General features: G+C 47.5%; 15 protein-coding genes. 9 read left to right on the top strand and 6 right to left on the bottom strand.

Features of this window, described 5'->3' with window-relative positions:
* Positions 1-21 precede the first annotated feature (21 nt).
* From JNO48_09445 to JNO48_09410, 8 genes are all read left to right on the top strand, one after another.
* Positions 22-1116 carry an acyltransferase gene (locus tag JNO48_09445; protein QTE67426.1) on the top strand — a complete coding sequence of 365 codons (1095 nt, stop codon included), beginning with the start codon at positions 22-24 and terminating at the stop codon, positions 1114-1116.
* 57 nt (positions 1117-1173) lie between these two features.
* Positions 1174-2313, top strand: a complete 1140-nt coding sequence (locus JNO48_09440; protein QTE67425.1) for an acyltransferase — start codon at positions 1174-1176, stop codon at positions 2311-2313.
* A gap of 222 nt (positions 2314-2535) precedes the next feature.
* On the top strand, positions 2536-3852 hold the full coding sequence (locus JNO48_09435) for an IS30 family transposase (protein QTE67424.1): 1317 nt from the start codon (positions 2536-2538) through the stop codon (positions 3850-3852).
* 441 nt (positions 3853-4293) lie between these two features.
* On the top strand, positions 4294-4773 hold the full coding sequence (locus JNO48_09430) for a DUF2975 domain-containing protein (GenBank protein ID QTE67423.1): 480 nt from the start codon (positions 4294-4296) through the stop codon (positions 4771-4773).
* A gap of 12 nt (positions 4774-4785) precedes the next feature.
* Positions 4786-5004 carry a helix-turn-helix transcriptional regulator gene (locus tag JNO48_09425; GenBank protein ID QTE67422.1) on the top strand — a complete coding sequence of 73 codons (219 nt, stop codon included), beginning with the start codon at positions 4786-4788 and terminating at the stop codon, positions 5002-5004.
* Between the two features lie 82 nt (positions 5005-5086).
* A complete protein-coding gene (locus JNO48_09420) occupies positions 5087-5824 on the top strand; it encodes a hypothetical protein (GenBank protein ID QTE67421.1) in 738 nt (245 codons plus the stop codon).
* A 112-nt stretch (positions 5825-5936) separates the two neighbouring features.
* A complete protein-coding gene (locus JNO48_09415) occupies positions 5937-7514 on the top strand; it encodes a DUF4173 domain-containing protein (protein ID QTE67420.1) in 1578 nt (525 codons plus the stop codon).
* A gap of 154 nt (positions 7515-7668) precedes the next feature.
* Entirely contained in the window at positions 7669-9018 is a 1350-nt protein-coding gene (locus JNO48_09410) for a BspA family leucine-rich repeat surface protein (protein ID QTE67419.1), read from the top strand.
* A 21-nt stretch (positions 9019-9039) separates the two neighbouring features.
* Here JNO48_09410 and JNO48_09405 read toward each other — a convergent pair whose 3' ends face one another.
* From JNO48_09405 to JNO48_09385, 5 genes are all read right to left on the bottom strand, one after another.
* Positions 9040-10785 (bottom strand): ABC transporter ATP-binding protein, encoded by a 1746-nt coding sequence (locus JNO48_09405; protein QTE67418.1) that lies wholly within the window; start codon positions 10783-10785, stop codon positions 9040-9042.
* Positions 10786-10927: 142 nt separating this feature from the next.
* Positions 10928-11746 (bottom strand): GNAT family N-acetyltransferase, encoded by an 819-nt coding sequence (locus JNO48_09400; protein ID QTE67417.1) that lies wholly within the window; start codon positions 11744-11746, stop codon positions 10928-10930.
* A 38-nt stretch (positions 11747-11784) separates the two neighbouring features.
* Positions 11785-12252 (bottom strand): GAF domain-containing protein, encoded by a 468-nt coding sequence (locus JNO48_09395; GenBank protein QTE67416.1) that lies wholly within the window; start codon positions 12250-12252, stop codon positions 11785-11787.
* A 177-nt stretch (positions 12253-12429) separates the two neighbouring features.
* Positions 12430-12600 carry a hypothetical protein gene (locus JNO48_09390; GenBank protein QTE67415.1) on the bottom strand — a complete coding sequence of 57 codons (171 nt, stop codon included), beginning with the start codon at positions 12598-12600 and terminating at the stop codon, positions 12430-12432.
* A 97-nt stretch (positions 12601-12697) separates the two neighbouring features.
* Positions 12698-13843, bottom strand: coding sequence for a radical SAM protein (locus JNO48_09385; GenBank protein ID QTE67414.1), 1146 nt, complete (start codon positions 13841-13843; stop codon positions 12698-12700).
* A gap of 514 nt (positions 13844-14357) precedes the next feature.
* On the opposite strand from JNO48_09385, the gene JNO48_09380 reads away from it, so the two are divergent.
* Positions 14358-16136, top strand: coding sequence for a response regulator (locus JNO48_09380; GenBank protein QTE67413.1), 1779 nt, complete (start codon positions 14358-14360; stop codon positions 16134-16136).
* Positions 16137-16203: 67 nt separating this feature from the next.
* Here the strand turns inward: JNO48_09380 and JNO48_09375 are convergent, their stop codons facing one another.
* A complete protein-coding gene (locus tag JNO48_09375; protein QTE67412.1) occupies positions 16204-16905 on the bottom strand; it encodes a serine/threonine protein phosphatase in 702 nt (233 codons plus the stop codon).
* Positions 16906-16937 lie beyond the last annotated feature (32 nt).

The following is a 16937-nucleotide window of genomic DNA, read 5'->3' as shown; positions in this document are numbered from 1 at the left end:
CAGACATCTGGAGGAGATATCATGCAAGAAGCAAAAGCAACAAAAAAGGATATTCGTTGGATTAATTATGCAAGAGCTATCTGCATTATATTGATTTATTACATGCATGCTGAAGAGTACTTTGAATTCTATGTTCCCGGCTTAGCAAAATATATCGCTCCCGTCTATGTTAATGCATTCTTTTTTGTTTCCGGTTATTTATTATTCAAAAAGTTTCTTCCGCTCATTGGAAGCACAAATTTTCATGAGCACGGAAAACAATTTTTTAAAAACATCCTTTTTAGGCTTATAATTCCAACACTCATTTTTTCCGTCATCGAATTTATTCCAAATAGTATATTTCAATCCAGGGATATAACAATTCAATGGTTTGTTGAGAAAACAATTTGGGGACATACGTATTGGTTCATTTCTGCCTTAGTAGTTGCAGAAATAATACTATTTCTTTTATTCTTAACAAAAATTAAGAATATTTGGTTCTATTTCTTTTCAGGTATAGGATTATTTTCTATTGGTTTGATCTGTTTTAACAACAATTTTATCTTAGTCAACATTTTTGAATCAAATCCGTGGCATTTTGATGCAGGATTAGTTTCCATTTTGTTCCTTGTAATCGGGGGAATTTATTGGAAATATGAAAAAGAAATAGACCGATATTTGTCTAAACCAATCATCATCATATGTGGATTATTCGTATATTTATTGGCGTTATTCTTATTTGATCACAACATAAAAGTTTTAGTCTCAATGAATAGAGTAAACATATTGGGTGTTATCATCAGTACAATAGGGATTATTATTCTTGTATTCTTGTGCAAATATATAAGAAAAAGCAATAAAGCAACAAATCTTCTTAATTCTATTGGCCAGAACACGATTGGATTCTATTTTGTCTGCGGTGCAATACCTAAAGCCCTGACAATAATCATGCCCAAATTCCTTCCCAAAGCGAATCTTCCATACATGTTGTTAGGTTTCTTTGCTTCTTTCATTCTGGCATGTATTGTAGTTTCGATTATAACGCATTTCCTTCCGTTTCTATTTGACATAAGAGTTGGGATAAAACGTCCTCAAAAAATGCTAAATTCAGAAAAATCAAATAACTCTGGTCATTAAGGAATGATATATTATTCTCAGTCCAAATTGACCCATCAGACAGAAGGTGACTTACACATGACAGACATCAAGGAGTCTTCCGCACGGAACACTGCACCGCGCGTGTATTGGCTGGATTTTGCCAGGGCTATTGCCATTATCTCCATTACATTCAATCATGCGCTGAGCAGGAGTTTCCATACACGAAGTGAAACATTGGAAGAGTTTTTTCTCATGCCCACAGCGGCATCTTTCATCAAAGCCCTGCTCTATGTTTTCAGCCGAATTGGTGTTCCTTTGTTTCTCATGATTTCAGGTACATTGCTGATCCCCCGCGATTATGAAAACAAAGACGTCACCAAACGATTTATTAAGCATAACTGGTGGGGGCTTTTGCGCACCACACTGATTTGGCTGGTCATTATGTTCTGCTTCCTTCAGATATTTGATGATTCCATGTTGAAAGCTCATGGGGTTTTTAAAGCGCTTATATACCTGGTCAGCACAACATTGTTTTTTAATCAGGTAACCCTACCCAATATGTGGTATATGCCAATGATTCTTTGTATATACCTCATGATTCCCGTTATTGCAATCGCCCTCAGAAAGCTTGGCGATAAATATATCCTGGCGCTTTCCGCCATTCTGCTGATTGGCGGTGTAATCGTACCGAACCTGAATGAAATCCTGTATGCTTGCGGTTTATCGTCTTTCATTTCATGGGAAGTCAATTATACAAACATTTTTTCTATTTATTTCTTGTTCATCCTTGCGGGTTACTGGATCAGCACCGGAAAACTGCAGAATGTAAAAAGCTGCTGGTTATGGATTGTTCTTGCTGTTTCAATATTTATAACCACCTTCTTCCAATTCTGGATTTATTCAACACCCAGTGATTATTTCCTCAATGTTGCTGACTTCGGAATTATAATGATCGTTGTCCCCATGTTTGAGATCATTCGCAGAAAGGCAAATCCTTCTTCGGTTTTGTCCAAGCCGATTACCGGACTGGCAAAGATTGCTTTCGGTATCTATTTTCTCCATATTTGCATCATGTACGGCATGAACGAATGGTTTAACAAAACAGCACCGAACTTTTACCATTTTCCAAGATTCCTTGTGCTGGAAACCGTATCATTTTCTTTATCAGTGCTGATCATCCTTATTACATCCAAAATCAAACTGTTCCGGAAATATGTATATCTGATCAAGAATTGATCATCCTCAATTCACGCATCTGAATTGAAAAATAAAATGCAACACTAAACGGTAACAATTCGGAATTAAACAATGGATTTTGAGTACTCCGCAGGTGGCTGCATCTCGGAGTACAATACATATCTCTTCTTCCCCACTTGAATAATAAGGGACACCTTTTGTTTGGCATGTGTTTCCAATTCTGCTATTCTCATCCTGTTGGCGGCAGAAACGGAGGACGAAATGTCAGGTTTCTTCACTTACGAAGAGCGCCTTTTGCTGCAGAAGCACTTAAAGGAAGGTCTTTCCTTTAAGAAAATCGCTGCCATGCTGCAAAAGGATCCATCTACAATTTCCCGTGAAGTTCGAAAATACTCAGTAGAAATCGCTACTGGGAAATCCGGTTTCTCATTCAATGCCTGCAAGAATCGGATGAGCTGCATGATACAGGCCCCTTCACTGTGTGGGAAAGAATGTTCCCGGAAGCACTCCCAGGTTCTGCATTGCAGGAACTGCCGTTGCAATGAACATTGCCTCAATTTCATAGAGGAAATCTGCACTGCCCGGATGCACGCCCCATATGTTTGTAACGCATGTCCTTCCATCGGCAAATGCACTCTGCTGAAAACGTTCTACGATGCGGAAAAAGCCCACCTGAAAGCACATCAGACTATTTCACACTCGCGCAGCGGCCTTTCAATCAATGAGAAAGAAATTGCCAGACTGAATCGGATTATCTCTCCATTGGTAAAGCAGGGACACTCTATCCATGAGATTTACATTACCCACCGGGATGAACTCATGTGCAGCGAAAAGACGATCTACAACTATATTGACGACTGCCTTCTGGATGTCCGCAACATCGACCTTCCCCGCAAGGTAAGGTTCAGGGTTCGCCGGCATAAGCCGGAGTTCAAAGTGGATAAAGCATGCCGCATTGGGCGCACTTACAACGATTTTGAGGCTTTCATTGGGAAAAATCCGGATACTGCGGTTGTCCAGATGGATTCTGTCATTGGCTCTGTTGGTGGAAAATGTCTGCTGACCATTCACTTTGTACAGTCCAGCTTCATGTTGGCTTTCCTCAGAGATGCCAATACTTCCCAGTCAGTGATTGATATCTTCAACACTCTGGATATACAGCTCGGACCGAAAGTTTTCAGTCGTTTATTCCCGGTGATCCTGACCAACAACGGAAGTGAATTCTCCAACCCGAAAAAGATCGAGGATCGGGAACATACCACTGACGAATACAGCATTCATCGAACGCATGTCTTCTACTGCGATGCCGGCTCTCCGCACCAGAAAGGAGCCATTGAAGTCAACCATGAATTGATTCGCCGGGTATTGCCTAAAGGATCAAGCTTTGACTCTTTGACTCAGGAAGATATCATCCGGATGATGAACCACATTAATTCTTACAAAAGGAAAAAGCTGAACAATCGCAGTCCTTACGAAACGTTCAGCTTTCACTTCGGAGAGGAAGTCCTTTACATTTTGGGATATGAATCAGTGCCAGCTGATCAGATCCTGCTTAAACCTGCTCTCCTGAAAAAGTAATGTAATTCGACTGAGCCGCCAACATTTTCAACTGAATGTTCAGGGGTTGATTCTCCGATTACAATTCAGTCGAGAGAGAGTTAACCTCCTCTTTGTTGTGCCGTCTTTTACATCATACACGACAAAAACCCTTTTGAAAAGGCTGCGTTTCGTTTACAAAACTGGCATCTCGTGTACAAATCCGGATTCTCGTGTACAAAACTGGCGTTTCGTTTACAAAAAACTACTTCTCGGATTACAAACATGCACCTCGCTTTACAAAAATGCTTCTCGAATTGCAATTAAGCTTGCAATTAAGCCATGGGGCCCGAAGTTCGGGCTCCATTCTTTATTTCATCCCGTCTTTCGAAAATTTTTTATCGTTTTACAATAATTTATTATTGACTTTCGCAAAATTCCGTTGTATGATATCCCCGAAAACGAACCTGGGAGGTATCATCCATGAACCAGAAAAAGCTTTCTCTCTGGCTGAAGGCCATTATCATCGGAGTCGGCATCTGCGGACTGATTATTTACTTCGGCATCCTGCCCAATTTCGGAGATGCCATGCACACCCAGTACCCCGAATTCGCTTCCTGGCACTGGCCCTGGCTGATCTTCCTGTGGATCACCGCCATCCCCTGCTACACTATCCTCGTATTGGCCTGGAAGATTGCCACCAACATCGGGGAGGACCGTTCCTTCTCGGCGGATAACGCCAACCTCCTGCAGTACATTGCCTGGCTGATTGCCGGCGATATCCTGTTCTTCTTCCTGGGGAACGCGGTATTCTTCTTCCTCAGCATGAACCACCCCGGCATCCTGCTGGTTTCCCTGCTCATCTGCGTGATCGGCATCGCTATTGCCATCGCCGCAGCCTGCCTGTCCCACCTGGTCCGCAAGGCAGCCGACCTGCAGGAGCAGAGCGACCTTACGGTGTAAGGAGGGAAGAACATGGAAGGCGAAATCATCTTCAACATTGACGTCATGCTGGCCAAACGCAAAATGAGCGTCACCGAACTGGCTGACAAAGTCGGCATTACCCTGGCCAACATGTCCATCCTGAAAACCGGCAAGGCCAAAGCCGTCAAAATCTCCACCCTGGCCGCCCTCTGCAAGGCCCTGGACTGCCAGCCCGGCGACCTTCTGGAATACCGGAAAACAGGCAGCTGAGTGTTATTATTCCAACCGCATAAACAATAACAGATAGATATTCAAACCATCCTCAAACATAAGCAATAAGGAGTCCACGACAATGAAACATCCCGCCGCATCCCGGGGCCGTATGCCCGCCCTGGCTATCCTGCTCGTATCCGTTTTCTACCTCACTATTCTCACCGGTGCCGCAGCGGAATCCGTCATCCCCGTTCCCCTGGAAGCCGTCCTCGGTGTATGGGAACTGGAAGGGGTATACTTCAACGGAGAAACCGTATTCTCTGCAGAAGATATCCTCCGGGCCAGCGGAAAACCCATGACCATGGAATTCACCACGGACGGCCTCTGGATCCTGGATGGTGCTGCACAGGTTGAAGTCTATGACGTCAACCATCTTGCGGACAATGTCCTACCAGACGGCAGCCACCTGGAAGGAGACGAAATATACCTCGCTGTTGCAGATGCTCCCGGCACCACCATGCACTATGTCCGGAGCAGCCTTCCCGGCCGGGAAGGCACATCCGAAGTGGATCCGGCCAACGTCGGTCCATGGGTAATGAAAGACCTGGAATTCCGAACCGATTCCGATTCTTCCTCCCCGTCCACAATCATGACGGCGGAAAGTTTATCCGAGAAATACAGCATCCCCGTTCCAACCGCAGAAGTCCGCAAAAGCGGTTTTATCCTGCTGACCATCAATACCGATACCGAGATATTCCCCGCCCGTGAATGGGAGCAGGCCGGAGATCTGCTCATCTGGAACTACAAACGCAATGACGGAACAACCCTCGTCTGGTCTTTCATTCGCGAAGACACAACTCCAGCCGCAAACGACTGACAACCGGAAAACACCAAGCCAAAGGACACAATCAAAAAACAAGCCATAGTCCCAGCCCCCAAGTCCTGCACTATACCCTGTGTTTGCTGATGCCAAAAAGGAGGCCGCCCCCATGACTGAAGCCAATGAACAATCCCTTTCACAACCCACAGAAGCAGAAAAGGAAACCATCCCGGAAGAAACAACCCAAACCGGAAAGAAGCCCATTACCTGGGAAGCCGCAATCCTCCTGGCACTGGCCTTCCTGGCCTCCCTCTGGTACTGGTTCGGCCATGCGGACTTCTCCGGTACGGTTGCCTACCACGGCATGGGCATCGGACTGACCGTCTCCCACTGGGTACTGACTGCTGCCGCACTCATCCTGGCCAAGGTACGTAACACCCTCAAGCTCAGCCCAGCCGGCATCTTCCTGCTGGCCCTGTCCCTGCTTCTCAGCGCAGTCTACGGAATCTACGCCAACACTGTCATGAAACTGCTGAACCTGCCGGTGCTCCTGCTCCTCAGCGCCCAGGCGCTCTTTATCCTGACCGGCCACAACGAATTCTCTCCCCTGTCCGGCCAGGGGCTGTGGGAAGGCTTCCGCCGCTATTTCATGAGTCTTTTCCACTGCTGGCCAATTCCATTCCGTGCCCTTTCCCCGAAAAACCGGGAAAGCAAAAAAAACAATACAGAGCATATCTTCTTCGGTATCTTTGCCGCTCTCGGCGCCGCCATCCTGGCCCTGGTCATTCTCTCCAGTGCGGATGAGATGTTCGCCGGCATGATGGACCATGCCATCCGGGAACTGCAGAAAATCGACGGTATCTTTATCGCCAAACTGTTCCTCGCCTTCCCGCTGGCATTGCTGCTCTTCTCTCACCGGACCAGCCTGCTCCAGGCTCCCATGGAAGTCCGCCCGGTAACTGCCAGATCCCAGAATCCCACAGTCGTCCGCATGGTCCTGGCTGCCCTGGCCCTCGTTTACGCTCTCTTCGCCTGGGTCCAGGTCCGTTACCTGTTTGCCGGAACAGAAAGCATCCAGATGAGCGGCGGATACGCAGCTTATGCCCGCAGCGGCTTCTTCCAGCTGGTACTGGTTGCCCTGCTGACCCTCTGCCTGATTCTCCCCTCCCTGATTCTCTGCCGGGAAGACAAACCCGTACGCATCCTGTGTACATTGGTTGCTGCTCTCACCATCATCATCGATATCTCCGCCTTCTACCGGATGCACCTGTACATCAGTGCCTATGGCCTGACCACCCTGCGCATTGTGACCCTGTGGGGCATCGGAATTATCCTCCTGGCCCTGCTGGCCGCAGCAGTCAAATCCATCCGGCCACAGACAAAAATCTGCCCCCTCCTGGCGGCAGTCGTTCTTACCACCTGGATCGGGCTGAACTTCACTAACATTGACCGCATCGTAGCGGAAAACCAGGTCGCCCGTTTCAACGAAGAAACCCGAAATACAACATGGAACTCCATGAAAGAAGACAAAGACTACTGGACAGAACGCATCTCATCCCTGGCCTCCGACCAGTACTGGAGCCCGGACTACTACCCCGCCTTTGAAAAGATCGAAAACCTCAACGCCAAAGCCAAAGCCCTGAATCTCCTGAAAACCCGTGGAAACGCAAAAGAGCGCAACGAAACAGTACCGTATAAGACTCCCCAGCTCTATGACTGGAACCTGTCCTATCTGCAAGTGCCATAAGAACAATGCTCACTTCTTTTCTCATAGTACACCCGGCAGGAGTATAAAACCTACCGGGTGCTTACATATTGAGAAAAAGTACTGATTGTGATAATGTAATAAGAAACGAACTACTCATAAACTGCCAGATAAAATAAGAAGGGAGAAGAAGAATATGGCACATAGATCAAGAATTAGGACAATGGGTTTGATTCTCGCCCTTACCTTCATTTTTGGCGCTCTTCTCTCAATCCCTCTCGCCTGTGCAGCAAATCATTCTGATTCTGTCGAAGCCATGTTGGATATCGGACCAATGGTACAATATAAAATGAAATCCCTTGCAATAAATACAGACCCGGATCATACAGAAGAAGTAGTTGAAATCAAGGCAATTCACATGGCCGATTCGCTTCCGGATGGTTTCATCCCGTCTGATGCTAATACTGTTTCTTCCTCTGGTTCCAAATATCCTGTATATATCTTTTTCGATAACGATAATGATGCCGCTATTATATATTTTTACACAACGGCCAATACGATTGCCATGAATCCGTATTCTGGGTATATGTTTTCTGACTTTAAGGCCTTGACCGATATTTCCGGCATTGCTAATTGGGATTCATCCAATGTGACAAACATGAGCGGGTTGTTCTGCGGTGCAAAAAGTCTGCCGGATGCTTTAGCCTTGAGAAATTGGGATACTTCCAATGTAACAGACATGAGCTATATGTTTTCCAGTGCCACATCTTTGATGTTTGTAGATGTTTCCAATTGGAATACAAGCAGAGTTACAGACATGACATGTATGTTCCAGGTTGGAGACAGTTGGTCAGCCAACGGCCAATTGACAGAAATCCTCGGGCTTGGAGATCTGGACGTTTCAAATGTCCGGGATATGACGTGTATGTTTTATGGGTCCGCGCAAATGACATACTATGATGTCTCCCGATGGAACGTCTCCAAGGTCGAGTCCATGAATCATATGTTCTGTGACAATCGCAGTCTAAGATCCCTCGATCTTTCCAATTGGGATGTTTCAAGCTTAAAGACTATATGCAATATGTTTGATGATAATTATGAACTCACAACAATTGGAGATGTCTCTAATTGGAATACATCCAATCTCATTGATGCAGGTGGCTGGCTCAATGAATGTCATGCATTCGTAGGTGATAATACTGGTACCCTGGATCTTTCCGGATGGGATACCAGTAACTTGAAAGCAGCCGGAGAGATGTTTTCAAGCACACATGTGCGCATTATTGATCTTTCCGGATGGACTTTTGACTCTATTACTAATGATCTATGGGATGGTGCAGGCCGTGGAATCTATTATGAAACCGGCAATAGCCGAGAAGGCTTTGAAGGATTGAGTCAGATGTTCAAATATACATCTTGGCTGACAAATGTTTATGTCTCTCAATCAGGTCAGGATTCATATAATAGAGCCTTGGAAAAGGGAATTGCAACCCTGGATATGTGGTATGGCTCGAAGTCAAAAGATTTTACCGTAAAAATAGACTAATCAAAAACTACTGTCATCCTCTCACGCAATCCCACCTGTCGCAGCACTCTGGATCTTGTTCATCCTTGCATAGCTGCCGCCCAGTTCCACCAATTCCGCATGGGTCCCCTCTTCAGTAACCCTGCCTTCCTCAATCACCAGGATCTTATCCGCATTCCGGATGGTAGATAACCGGTGTGCAATGGCAATAATCGTCCTGGTTCCCGCAATCCCGGCAATGGCTTTCTGGATCTGCTGTTCTGTTTCCACGTCCACTGAGGCAGTCGCTTCATCCAGGATAATAATCGGAGTCTTCCGCAGAATCGCGCGTGCAATGGCCACGCGCTGTTTTTGTCCGCCGGACAGCCGGAGTCCGCGTTCTCCTACCTGGGTTTCATACCCATCCGGCATCGCCAGGATATCCTCATGGATATTCGCCGCTTTCACTGCTTCCTGGATTTCCTCCATGGTGGCATCCGGCACTGCATATCCGATATTTTCCGCAATGGATCCATTGAACAGGAATGTATCCTGCAGCACCGGGGATATACACCGCCGCAGGCTCTCCATCGTCACATCACTGATGTCCTGCCCGTCAATCCGGATATGCCCTTCCGTGGGCTCATAGAACCGGGAAATCAATTGGGTCAGCGTCGTCTTGCCAACACCCGTTGGTCCCACCAGTGCCAGCATCTTGCCGGGCGTACAGTCAAAGGATACGTCTTTGAGTACCGGGATATTGTTGTCATAGGAAAAACTCACATGGTCAAAGGAGATCCCTCCACGGACATCCTTCAGCGGAACAGCATTCTCCTTATCCTGGATTTCACACGGAGTATCCAGGATGGCCAGTACACGCTCTGCCCCGGCCATGGACTGCTGCATATTCTCCAGCAGATTCGCCAGGCCCGTTACCGGCCCGTAGAACAAGCCCAAATACAACAGGAAGGCTACAATATCTTCTACCCGCAGGCCATCCAGATAGGCCAGGTAGCCGCCAAATCCAACCACCAGGATCGTCCCCAGGGAAGAGATAAACTCCACCGAAGGATGGAAGATTGCGCTGTTTTTCAGTGCCTGCAGCATGGCGCGGATATGCTCGAAATTCTTCTCATCCACTTTTTCAGTTTCATACTCTTCCCGCCCGAAAGACTGGATCTCATGAATCCCGGAAAGGTTGTCCTGCAGTTTGCCGTTCAGTTCACCCATCTTCTTCTGGGAAATGCGAAAATACGGGCGCACTTTCTTGGAGAAAATGACCCCGGAAATGAGAATCAGCGGAATCGGCGCGCAGGTAATCAGTGCCAGTTTCACATTAATGGTCAGCAGCACAATAAGTACACCCAGGAATGTCACCAGGTTGGTAATCGTCTCCGGAATCATATGGGCATACAGCAGTTCAAAGTCCCGGGTATCATTCACCACCCGGCTCATCAAGTCACCTGTCTGCTTATCATGGAAATATCCCAGGTGCATCCGTTCCAGCTTGTCATATGTCCGGGTACGCAGATCCCCTACCAGGTACCATGCTGCCTTATGGGCCAGATAATTGCTCAGGAAGCGGAACAGGATCCGCAGCAAATACAACCCTACCAGTACCGCAGTCAGGATCACAATCCGGTGCAGGCCTGCTTCATCCACACCGCGTTCCACAATCCCTGTCATAGCGGAAAGCGCCTTGGGTGCCGCCAGATTCACTGCAGTCAGTCCCAGTGTGGACAGAATTGCAATCACATAGAGCTTTTTATACCGAATAGCCTCACGGCTCAGTCTCCACAGCATTTTCATAGGGAAATAACCTCCCATTGCTTTACTCTCTGAATATGCTCCTATCCTAAACCCTCAAGTGAACTCTAAGTCAATCTTTTCCCAACTTTTTCACCTTCTGACCCCAAAAACAAAAACCTGCCGGAATAACCGGCGGGTTCTCTCACGGCATTTTCCAGAATGCCGTGATATTATTTTCTCCCTGGCGTTTCACAAATTCCATGGATTCATACAGTGTCAACGCGGGTTCATTGTCAATATCGACCAACAGCATCATGGAGCTGGGCTCATTCTCTTTCAGTGCCTTTCCCAGCAGTTTCCGGCCCCAGCCTCTCCTGCGGTATTCCTCTTTGACCAAAATGTCATACGGCTCGTTTTCTTCATAACAGTTTGTCACATCAATATAGCCGACTACATTGCCCTGATCCACTGCAAGGAAAACATTGAAACGGTCCGGCCTCTTTGCCACCTTATCCGCCGTCCAGAACATATCTGTATTATGCATAGCAGCATACTGCTCCATATACTGATCTGACAGCGGAACAATTCCCTCCATATTCACTTCAGGTGCTCTCCCGGAAAACACCATCTTCTGTTGTTCCGGATCAAACTCAGCACCTTTCTGCTCCAGCAGTTCCCTGAGCAGGTAATTCCCGGGATTAAACACGAAGTCCGCCTGGTAACCCGGATAGTTCTCCTGCAGGTAATTCAGGATCTCCTCATATGCCTCTTTACAACGGGACAGGCCAACGGTCATTTCAAGATTCCGGTCTTCCACAGAAACCATGAATACAAAGAAACCAATCAGTATTCCATCCCGATATACACCCAGCACATCTTCGTCTGTTCTTTCCACAGATCTTAACAGATTGAGTCTCCACTGTTCATCCGTCACCAGCATCGGATCCGAAAACTCCGGATCCTGATTTACATCCCTGATAAAATCCATACAGGGATCCAAGGACTTCAGTTTCTGAATCATATAACAACTCCATAACCAACAATAGATTTATCCACCAATCATTCCCAGCAAAGCTTCTGTTCCATCAGCCGTACCAGGTTCGAAAGTATGGCAGCATCTCCATCAGAGAACCGGTTCTTCACCGGGCTGTCAATATCCAGTACCGCCATGATCTTCCCATCCCGGTGAATCGGAATCACAATCTCCGATTCCGAAGCACAGTCGCAGGCAATATGCCCGGGGAACAGATGTACATCCGGTACCACCTGCATCCGGTCCTCCGCCACAGCAGTCCCACATACACCCCGTCCAACTGGAATATGAATGCAGGCAGGTTTTCCCTGGAACGGACCCACCACCAGTTTCCCATCCCGGAACAGATAAAACCCTGCCCAGTTGAGATTATCAAAGGATTCCATGATCAGCGCGGACAGGTTGCTCATTGCTGCCACGTACCACGGCTCAGCATCAATGATACCTTCTCCCTGCTGCAGTATCATGCCATTATGCATCAATTCTCTATCCATATCTTTCCATATCCTCCATATTCCACAGGAACCACTTCAATGTACATTGTTTCCGGGATTTTGTAAAGAAAACCCAATAGTAAACTCATTTATCCAAGGCGCTAAAAAGCCCCCATGAAATCAGAACTAAATACATTTTCAGTTCAGATTCCAGGGGGCTTTTACATTAATGCTTGATTATCCCTTATACTTCTTGTCTTTGGGGCAAGCTTCTTCCAGGACGGGCGGATTCGGAATGCCATTGTACTTGGTAACACCGGGACATTTCACGTAACCGGAAGCGACCACATTCGTTTCGTAGCTGAACATAACCTTTTCAGCTTCAGGGGCAGCATACTGTTTTTTCATTTGGCTTTTCCTCCTATTTTTTTATTCACAAATCGGGAGATCCTCAGATCACACCGAAGAGTGTCCTCTTTTCTTATGCCATCCGGCACAAATCACTTCACTCGCACTCCGGAATACGCCATATCCCGTTCTGAACCATCCGTTTGGTCCGTTCACAAAGGCCCTTGGGCTGTTTTCCGGGCTCAGCATATAGAAGCATATCTCCAACGCAGTTCCCGCAGACTTCTTCATATGCGCACCCATCACATTCTGGTACTTTCGGAAAACCGGTTGCCCATTGGTTCATTCGCTTCCATGCGGCAGTAAAGCCTTCTTCCAGGGGATACCCCAGAACCATATCAAGCCGTACACAGGCCCGCATGGTTCCTTTCCAGTCAATAGCGAAAAACGAACGACCGGCCGAGCAATTCAGGCCGCATTCCGAACAGTCATGAGAAGGTCCTCCCGGAACCGGAAGAAGATCAGGAGAAATCTCCCGGTTCTCTTTCCCGTTCAGTTCATTAATCAGACGATAAGCCCGGATATAAAGATCCAGGTCAACATCATCCTGCTGTTCTGACCGACCCGTCTCTTCTCTTGGTACAAGCAATCCACTATTAAACTCCATGTTCCTGCAAAGTGTTTTTCCAACCCGAATCGTTTCCAGAAGATCTTCACCAAGATATATGCTGGGAGTTGTACTGACTCTCACCGGAAGTCCAGCTTCGACAGCCTTCCTGATATTCCGGGAAACACTCTCAAAGGCTCTCTTGCCCGTTACCCGCTCATATACTTCATCGTTCCATCCGTATATCGTAACCTGAATATCTGCAACCCTATGCTCCTTGAAAAATTGAATCTGTTTGTCGTCCAGCAGGAGTCCGTTCGTCAGGATTTTCACCTCGCACCCGAGGCTGTGAAGATAAAGATACAGTTCCTCAAAGCCCGGATAAGCCAGGCATTCTCCCCCACTCAGAGTTGCCCTAAACATGCCCGCTTCCCAAGCCTGATGCATCAGATCCTTCCAGACTGAAACAGGAAGAACAGAATGTCCTTTGAACTGCTCCGGCATCATGTGAACATAGCACATCTTACAGTTCAGGTTGCAAAGGGGAGTCAGTTCAAATATTCCCGAAAACGGAACTCCCTTTTTCTGGGCCTTCGCTTCAAGAAAACTGGAAACATCCTGATAATTTGGCGTTTGTATACCATATTCTTCTCGTAATTGAGCCAGATATTCGAGACCGTTTGCCGGCTGCCCCATCTATATTTCCTTCCCGTTTTGTTCTCCATGATGACATTGTATAGGTTATTTCGCCAAAAGTAAACGGTTACTTAGCTCTAATTTGTTGCTATTAAGCACATTATGTGATTGTTTATATGACAATTTCATCTTTCGCTATCGCAATTTTCATTATTGTTCCAACAATACCAAAAGGTCTTTGTGCCGCAACTACAATAAATGCAATCATTTTCATCAAACACTAGCCCTTCGATTTTTCTCGTTTTGTATTTAGATTGTTTTTTGGTGTTCTACTATCCATTTATTTAATAAAATTCTGATTTTTATACACATAGACGTTCTATCTCTCATTTTGTTGCTCAGAGTATCATCTTCATCCTCATTCGAATAACACTGGATTGTATCCACGAAAACCATCTGGCCTTGTATTGCCTGTTTTTCATTATGTATGATATAATTCAGACAGATTAAGGCTTTCAGCCTTTTCCATGATTCTTCCCAGACACGACTTGCAATACAGAGAGGATCATAACAAATGGCAAACTGGATTATCGTTGTGGATGATGACGTCAGCACCCTGAAGCTGGCGGGACATTTCCTGAGCAAAGCAGGTTTCCGGGTGACTGCGCTCCAGTCCGGCCGTCTGGCACTGGACTATGTGAAGGAGCATGGTGTTCCCGATCTGTTCCTGCTGGATATCAATATGCCGGATCTGGACGGTTTCCATACCCTGGACCTGCTGAAGAAGGAAATGGAACCCGGCAAGGAAGTCCCGGTTGCTTTCCTCACTGCAGAAGAACGGAATGACCAGGAAGCCCGGGGACTGGAATCCGGTGCCATGGACTATATCCGGAAACCCTTCAGCCCGGAAGTCCTTGTCAGCCGTGTGAAGAAAATCCTGGACGTCCAGTCCCAGATGAACAAGATCGTCAAAACAGCAGAAACCGACCCGCTGACCGGCTGCCTGAACAAGGCTGCCGCCGAAGCCACCATGACCCGTCTCTGCCTGCAGGAAACCGGTTTCCTGTGCGTGCTGGACCTGGACGGATTCAAGTCTGTCAATGACGTGTTCGGCCATGATGTGGGCGACCGGATCCTGGTCATGTTTGCCAAGATCATTGCCAATAACCTGGAATACCCGTCCGAAAGCGGCCGGATCGGCGGAGATGAATTCATTGTCTTCCTGCGTAACCAGAAACGAAGCGAAGACCTTTCCCGGTTCTCCCAGAAAATCAATGAGGAATATATTGCCGGTGCGAAACTCATTCTCGGTGACCGCCTGAATTTCTCCATTGGCGTATCCATTGGTGCGGTATTTGTTCCCACATACGGCCGGGACTACGCCGAACTGTTCCACCTGGCTGACCAGTCCCTGTATATCGTCAAGCGGAATGGGAAACATGGATGCCGGCTGTATTCCACTTCGGAAGGCCAGCAGAACCAGAACAACAAGGAAATGGACCTGGAGACGATCACCGCTATCCTGGAGGAACGGATTGAAGCTCCCAGTGCCATGTGGATGGGCCGTGAAGTATTCGGCAGCATCTACAAGTACATGGTCCGCTATATCAACCGGTATCACAACTGTGCCTACCGGGCACTGCTGACCGTCAAGGCCGGTCCGGAACTGGATGACGCCAGGCGGGCGGAAATCATCGTGGCATTCAAGTCCACGATTCGGAATTCCCTGCGCAACAGCGACGTCATGATGGAATGCGGAGAACACCAGCTGTTCCTTCTCCTGCCGGAAGTGACTGAATATAACATCGAGAAGGTCATCAACCGCTTGATGGATAAATGGAACAAATCCGAACTGGCAGCTGAGGTAACCGTCACTACCGAATACGCCCCGGTTCATCCCACTACCAAATCTCCCGACGGCAAAGATGGCAATGAATTGGTGGTTGTTGTGGATGACAACCCAGCCAGCCTGAAGCTGGCGGAGCATTTCCTGACCGAACAGGACCTGGACGTTGTCACTCTCGACTCCGGCGAGAAACTGTTGGAACTGGTCAAGGAACGTACTCCGAACCTGATCCTGCTGGATCTGATCATGCCGGATATGGACGGTATTGAAACCTTCCGCAAGCTAAAGCGTGAAATGGCCGGCAAGGTTCCCCCGGTCATCATCCTGACCGCCGTATCCCGGCCGGAAGCCGAATCCCAGTGCCTGCGAATGGGCGCCGTGGACTTCATCCAGAAGCCCTTCTCCCCCGAGATTCTGGTCCTCCGTGTCCAGCACGTTCTCGAGCTTGCACGGCTGCAGAAGAACCTTACTGAAGCACTGGCCAATAAAACGAAAGAAGAAGAATAAAACGAAAATGGCAACAAAAAAGCTATGGAACTACTGTTCCATAGCTTTTTGATATGCAGCTGTTCAATCAGTGCATACCTTGTTCATCTACACTCATCAATGTATATTCTTCACCATCAATGACCATGGCAGTCAGCCGTCCGCCTTTTCCGCACCCGGTATCAATGCAGATCACCCCGGTATCCGGCAAACGATATACCAGATCGTCTTCCAGTTCCACAACGGTTTCTCCATCCCCGGCAAACCATGTTGCCTTCTCCAAGGCAATATGCCCTGTAATCGTCAGCGGGCCGGTATATCGATTCTCCAGTACAATTCCATGGTCATGCACCAGTGTCTGCAGATCATTCACTTCCGGAGGATCCACCAGGATTCCGGCATGGATGCACTGAAACCTGTCGGCTTTCCAGAAAAGCTGACAATGTTCCTTCAGCCAGGGAGCCGCGTCTTCCATTCTTTCCCCGGCTTCATCAAAAGAACGTACCGTTGCCTGCCGTCCTACAGCCTCCCAGATCTTTCTCTGCCGCAGTGTCAGGTGCGACTGCAGCAAATAATCCTCATGGTTGCCCAGCAGCAGGACAAAGTTATCCTCGAAGGCAGACGCCAGTTGCTGTACATCCCGGAACACTTCCCGGGAATCCGGTCCGCGATCAAACAGGTCTCCCAGCAAAACCAAACAGTCCTGCCCCACTTCCGGTTTTACCCGTTCGAGCAGCTGTAGAAGTGCCGAATGGCACCCATGTATATCACCAATGATAATTGTTCTCATGCCTTAACTCTGTTGCCAGAGCAGACGCATCC

The sequence above is a fragment of the Clostridiales bacterium genome, from assembly GCA_017569285.1.
In the GTDB taxonomy this organism is placed as follows: Bacteria; Bacillota; Clostridia; order Christensenellales; family Aristaeellaceae; genus Aristaeella.
Note: the sequence above shows the minus strand (reverse complement) of the source record. Positions and strands in the feature narration are given on the sequence as shown.

Coding starts and splice junctions, on each gene's coding strand:
- JNO48_09445 (QTE67426.1), top strand. CDS start 22: ATGCAAGAAGCAAAAGCAACAAAAAAGGATATTCGTTGGATTAATTAT.
- JNO48_09440 (QTE67425.1), top strand. CDS start 1,174: ATGACAGACATCAAGGAGTCTTCCGCACGGAACACTGCACCGCGCGTG.
- JNO48_09435 (QTE67424.1), top strand. CDS start 2,536: ATGTCAGGTTTCTTCACTTACGAAGAGCGCCTTTTGCTGCAGAAGCAC.
- JNO48_09430 (QTE67423.1), top strand. CDS start 4,294: ATGAACCAGAAAAAGCTTTCTCTCTGGCTGAAGGCCATTATCATCGGA.
- JNO48_09425 (QTE67422.1), top strand. CDS start 4,786: ATGGAAGGCGAAATCATCTTCAACATTGACGTCATGCTGGCCAAACGC.
- JNO48_09420 (QTE67421.1), top strand. CDS start 5,087: ATGAAACATCCCGCCGCATCCCGGGGCCGTATGCCCGCCCTGGCTATC.
- JNO48_09415 (QTE67420.1), top strand. CDS start 5,937: ATGACTGAAGCCAATGAACAATCCCTTTCACAACCCACAGAAGCAGAA.
- JNO48_09410 (QTE67419.1), top strand. CDS start 7,669: ATGGCACATAGATCAAGAATTAGGACAATGGGTTTGATTCTCGCCCTT.
- JNO48_09405 (QTE67418.1), bottom strand. CDS start 10,785: ATGAAAATGCTGTGGAGACTGAGCCGTGAGGCTATTCGGTATAAAAAG.
- JNO48_09400 (QTE67417.1), bottom strand. CDS start 11,746: ATGATTCAGAAACTGAAGTCCTTGGATCCCTGTATGGATTTTATCAGG.
- JNO48_09395 (QTE67416.1), bottom strand. CDS start 12,252: ATGGATAGAGAATTGATGCATAATGGCATGATACTGCAGCAGGGAGAA.
- JNO48_09390 (QTE67415.1), bottom strand. CDS start 12,600: ATGAAAAAACAGTATGCTGCCCCTGAAGCTGAAAAGGTTATGTTCAGC.
- JNO48_09385 (QTE67414.1), bottom strand. CDS start 13,843: ATGGGGCAGCCGGCAAACGGTCTCGAATATCTGGCTCAATTACGAGAA.
- JNO48_09380 (QTE67413.1), top strand. CDS start 14,358: ATGGCAAACTGGATTATCGTTGTGGATGATGACGTCAGCACCCTGAAG.
- JNO48_09375 (QTE67412.1), bottom strand. CDS start 16,905: ATGAGAACAATTATCATTGGTGATATACATGGGTGCCATTCGGCACTT.